This is a genomic window from Pseudomonadota bacterium, assembly GCA_011049115.1.
GTDB lineage: Bacteria > Desulfobacterota > Anaeroferrophillalia > Anaeroferrophillales > Tharpellaceae > DSCM01.
This window is the reverse complement of sequence record DSCM01000137.1, coordinates 1-3,991: the sequence shown is the minus strand read 5'-3', so window position 1 is coordinate 3,991 and position 3,991 is coordinate 1. Positions and strand designations below refer to the sequence as shown.

Sequence of the window (3,991 nt, the reverse complement as noted above, 5' to 3'; positions counted from 1 at the left end):
GTGGTTCATGGAATTGCTGGCTGCTCTCGCGAGGTTGCGCCGCGACCATGTTTTTGAGTTGCGGGCTATGAATGGACTTTTTCCGCCGTCCCTGGATGAGCCGATGATCGCGGCCATGGCCGCCGCCGGGTTCCGGACCCTCAACCTGGCGGTGGGCAGCTTCGCGCCGGAGCAGCTGGCCCGTTTTCGGCGTCCCGATGTCGGCCGGGCCCACGATCGAGTGTTGGAGCTCTGTCGCGATCAGGGGCTGGAGGCGGTTTCTTATCTGATTGCCGGGGCTCCGGGGCAGACGGCGCTGGTCACGTTATCAGATCTGCTGCATCTTTTGCCGCAGCCGACGCTGGCCGGCCTTTCGATTTACTATCCGGCGCCCGGCAGCCTCGATTACGAACGCGCCGCGGCCGGGGGACTGCTGCCGTCCCGATATGCTTTGCTGCGTTCAACGGCCCTGCCCCTGGATCAACCGCAATGTCGTCGTCTGGAAAGTGTGACCCTGTTGCGCCTGAGCCGGATCATCAATTTTATCAAGTCGTTGCGAAATCTGGGACAACCCTTGCCGGCACCGGAGCCCTATTCGTCACCGGCGGCCGTGCTTGAGCTCTCTGCCGACGACCGCCCGGAGGGAGGTCGTCGGTTGTTAAGCTGGTTTCTGGCCGACGGGGTCATTCGCGGGGTGACTCCGGCCGGAGAGGTTTACGCACATCCGACGGCCATTCATTTGACGCGACGCTTGATTGAGGCGATTGCGAAAACCGGAAGTTAAAAAATCCGGCGGGAGTTTCCGGTTCAGGGCTGAAATTCTTCCAGTGCCTTAAAGTCAAGGGTGGCGAAATAATCGGCGATGGTTTCCGCCCGGCGGATTTTCATGATGGACCCATCGGCCCGCAGCAGCAGCTCGGCCGAACGCAATTTGCCGTTGTAATTAAAACCCATGGCATGGCCGTGGGCCCCGGCGTCGTGAATGATGAGATAGTCTCCGGGCTCGATCCTGGGGAGCTCGCGGTTAATCGCGAATTTATCGTTGTTTTCACAGAGCGAGCCGGTGACATCACAGATGATGGCGGGTTTCTCCTCTTCCCGGCCGGCAACCGTGATGTGGTGATAGGCGCCGTAGAGGGCCGGTCGCATCAGGTTGGCCATGGTCGCGTCGACGCCGATGTAGGTTTTGTAGGTTTCTTTGCGGTGCAGGACCTGGGTCACGAGATAACCGTAAGGACCGGTAACCATGCGTCCGCATTCCAGGCAGAGCTTCAGGGCGGGAAGGTCGGACTTGAGAATGATGTTCTCGTATGCGGCTTGAATCCCGGCGCCGGTTTTAGCTAGATCGACGGCTGGTTCCTCGGGTCGGTAGGGAATGCCGATGCCGCCGCCGAGGTTGACGAATTCAAAGTTGATTTTAAGCTCGTTGGTGAGCTCGCGAATCAGAGCGAACAGAATCTCGGCGGTTTCGATAAAATAGTTGTGATCGAGTTCGTTGGAGGCGACCATGGTGTGGATTCCGAAACGTCTGACGCCCCGATCCCGGCAGTATCGATAGCCGGCGAAGAGTTGTTCTCGGGTAAAACCGTACTTGGCCTCTTCGGGCCGGCCGATAATCAGGTTGCCTTCCTTGGCCCGGCCCGGATTGTAGCGAAAGCAGACAAGCTCCGGCAGTCGGCCGATATGTTTTTCGTAGTAAGTCAGATGGCTGATGTCGTCAAAGTTGATGATGGCCCCCAGATCGGTGGCCTTGCGGTATTCCTCCGCCGGGGTGTTGTTGGAGGTGAACATGATTTCTTCCCCCAAAATTCCGACCTTTTCCGCCAGCAGCAGTTCCGGCAGGGAAGAACAGTCGGCCCCGACCTTGAGGGTGCGCATGAGCTTCATGAGAAAGGGGTTGGGGGTTGCCTTGACCGCAAAATATTCCTTGAAGTCAATCCAGGCAAAAGCCCGATGCAGTTTTTTGAGATTATCGAGAATGGCCTTTTCATCGTAGATGTGAAAGGGAGTCGGAAACTCAAGCGCTATGCGCTTGAGTTCTTCCAGGGGAAAAGGGGCTTTTTTTTCTGTCATGCTGTCCTCGATGCCGACATCCGGCTGTGGCCGGGCTTGTTCTGGGGTCATGGTCGCCGCAGGGACCGAATTCGGATTGTCACGCAAGTTCGCGGCGGGCCAATCGAGTCGGAGGGAGCGGTTTTTTGCTGCCGCGGCAAATTATCATACGTATTACAGGTGGTTTTGTCAAGTTGACGGATTTTCGAGCCCTTGTAACGGGACTGGAGGCGCAATCCCTGACTGGACGTACAACAGCGCCCGGTGTGAAGTTGTTGAGGAAGAAGCTGAACACAAGGCCCAGCTAACAACTAACGGCCAAGGCCGAACCAAGAAGGATTGAGCCGATTTAAAACCGTTAAGTTGAAAGCGTAGGTATGGGGGCGTTGGTTTGTCGCGACAACATAAAGCCCTCAAAGAGGTCCCTAAAAGTTCTGGATGTTGTTGTCTCGGCTTAGACGCTACAGGATACGAGAAAAAAAGAAAAGCCCTGATTTCTCAGGGCTTTCGGGGCGATACTGGGCCGTATCGGCATATGCGTTGGTGCCCGGAGCCGGAATCGAACCGGCACGGTATATTATACCGAGGGATTTTAAGTCCCTTGCGTCTACCTGTTCCGCCATCCGGGCCCGGTCCGATCTGCGGGAGCCGCTGTTTTGTCTATGGGGAAAGAGTTGGAGGCGCCACCCGGATTTGAACCGGGGATGGAGGTTTTGCAGACCTCTGCCTTACCACTTGGCGATGGCGCCAAAAAAAATCAGCAAGGTCTGCTGATTTCAGTTGTTGGTAAAAAGGGATGGAGCGGGAAACGGGATTTGAACCCGCGACTTCAACCTTGGCAAGGTTGCACTCTACCACTGAGTTATTCCCGCGCACCAGTTTCAAATTCGAGAGCGCTTTATAAACGACTGAAAATTAAATGTCAACTTAAAAAAAGAAAAAACTGTAATTTCGCGGCGCTGTTTTCATGGGTATTCAGCGTTGTTTCCGGCGAGGCCGGATAACCTTTTCGCTCTGCCGGCTTAGTTAAAGCCCTGCCACCCCAGACCGGCGGCGGCAGGGCTTGCGGTTGTTTGCGCGCTCTAGTTAAACCGGTCTTTCCCGTGGCCCCGGTTGCCATGGCGACCGCGTTTGGAACCGCAGTGGAAATCTTGTTGCAGCAGTGTATGACGCTGAGTTGGACTCAGACTGCTCAGGAAAGCGACTCGGGTGTCAACCATTTTCGCGAATTCTTCGGTGAAACTACCTTTGTATTCGGTTTTCAGTTTTTTGCCGACCGCGATAAAATCCGGGGTTTCCGCCGCCAGCTCAGCTCGCAGTAAGAGGTGATAACGAACCTGGCCGCGTTGTCTGGACTCCGGTTCCAGATTGTCGCCTTCTTTCAGGCAGAGCTCCCAAAAGTTGATCCTTTCGCTCTGCATCGCTTGGTGGAGGCTGAGTTGGTTTTCGTCCAGGTTGAGTTGTTGCAGGTATGGTTCATTCGGGCCCAGGCGACCCAGGTCCCTGGGGCCGTGGTTGCCGCCCCGCGGCCCCCAGCTTAAAGCCGCGGCCGGCAGGGCCAGGCACAGGGCCAGAAACAGTGACAGGGCGGTTATCGTTGTTTGACTGCGCCGGGATGAAGTTTTGTGAAGGTTCATGTTCGGTTCTCCTTAGGTTAGATTTTTAGATTACGGGAAGGTGCCGTTTCAAGCTGATTCTCAATCTAGCCTGTCAATGTAAAAGATTTATGAGCGCGATCGGATTTTTTTGTAAAGCCTTTGTAAAAGGGTTCCCTTTTGGGGGCATGATCGTCTATATTCACGATGTCGGTGACCCGCGAATTTACGGGTGCTGTAGTTATGACAACCGAAATTTGACCAGTTGTGATTATCGAAAATTGATCACCCTGATAGCAAGATAAAGTTAGGCACTGATGTTCATGGTTAAATTTTAAGTTTGCTTATTGGTAATGTCTTTCCAG

The 3,991-nt window shown here is 54.9% G+C and carries 2 protein-coding genes and 3 tRNA genes; all 5 read right to left on the bottom strand.

All coding sequences use genetic code 11. The features are described from left to right. Nucleotides 1–786: 786 nt before the first annotated feature. Nucleotides 787–2,052 (bottom strand): diaminopimelate decarboxylase, encoded by a 1,266-nt coding sequence (locus tag ENN66_11880; protein ID HDS17279.1) that lies wholly within the window; start codon nt 2,050–2,052, stop codon nt 787–789. 520 nt (nt 2,053–2,572) lie between these two features. After that, nucleotides 2,573–2,660: transfer RNA gene (locus ENN66_11875), tRNA-Leu, on the bottom strand. A gap of 46 nt (nt 2,661–2,706) precedes the next feature. After that, nucleotides 2,707–2,780 (bottom strand) — tRNA-Cys (locus ENN66_11870). Nucleotides 2,781–2,828: 48 nt separating this feature from the next. Then, nucleotides 2,829–2,903, bottom strand: a tRNA-Gly gene (locus tag ENN66_11865). A gap of 210 nt (nt 2,904–3,113) precedes the next feature. Next, nucleotides 3,114–3,668: a hypothetical protein gene (locus ENN66_11860; GenBank protein ID HDS17278.1), complete on the bottom strand. Its 555-nt coding sequence runs from the start codon at nt 3,666–3,668 to the stop codon at nt 3,114–3,116. Nucleotides 3,669–3,991 lie beyond the last annotated feature (323 nt).

Bases quoted from the DNA above. Each gene is read 5' to 3' on its own strand.
- ENN66_11860 (HDS17278.1), bottom strand. From the start codon at position 3,668: ATGAACCTTCACAAAACTTCATCCCGGCGCAGTCAAACAACGATAACC.
- ENN66_11880 (HDS17279.1), bottom strand. From the start codon at position 2,052: ATGACAGAAAAAAAAGCCCCTTTTCCCCTGGAAGAACTCAAGCGCATA.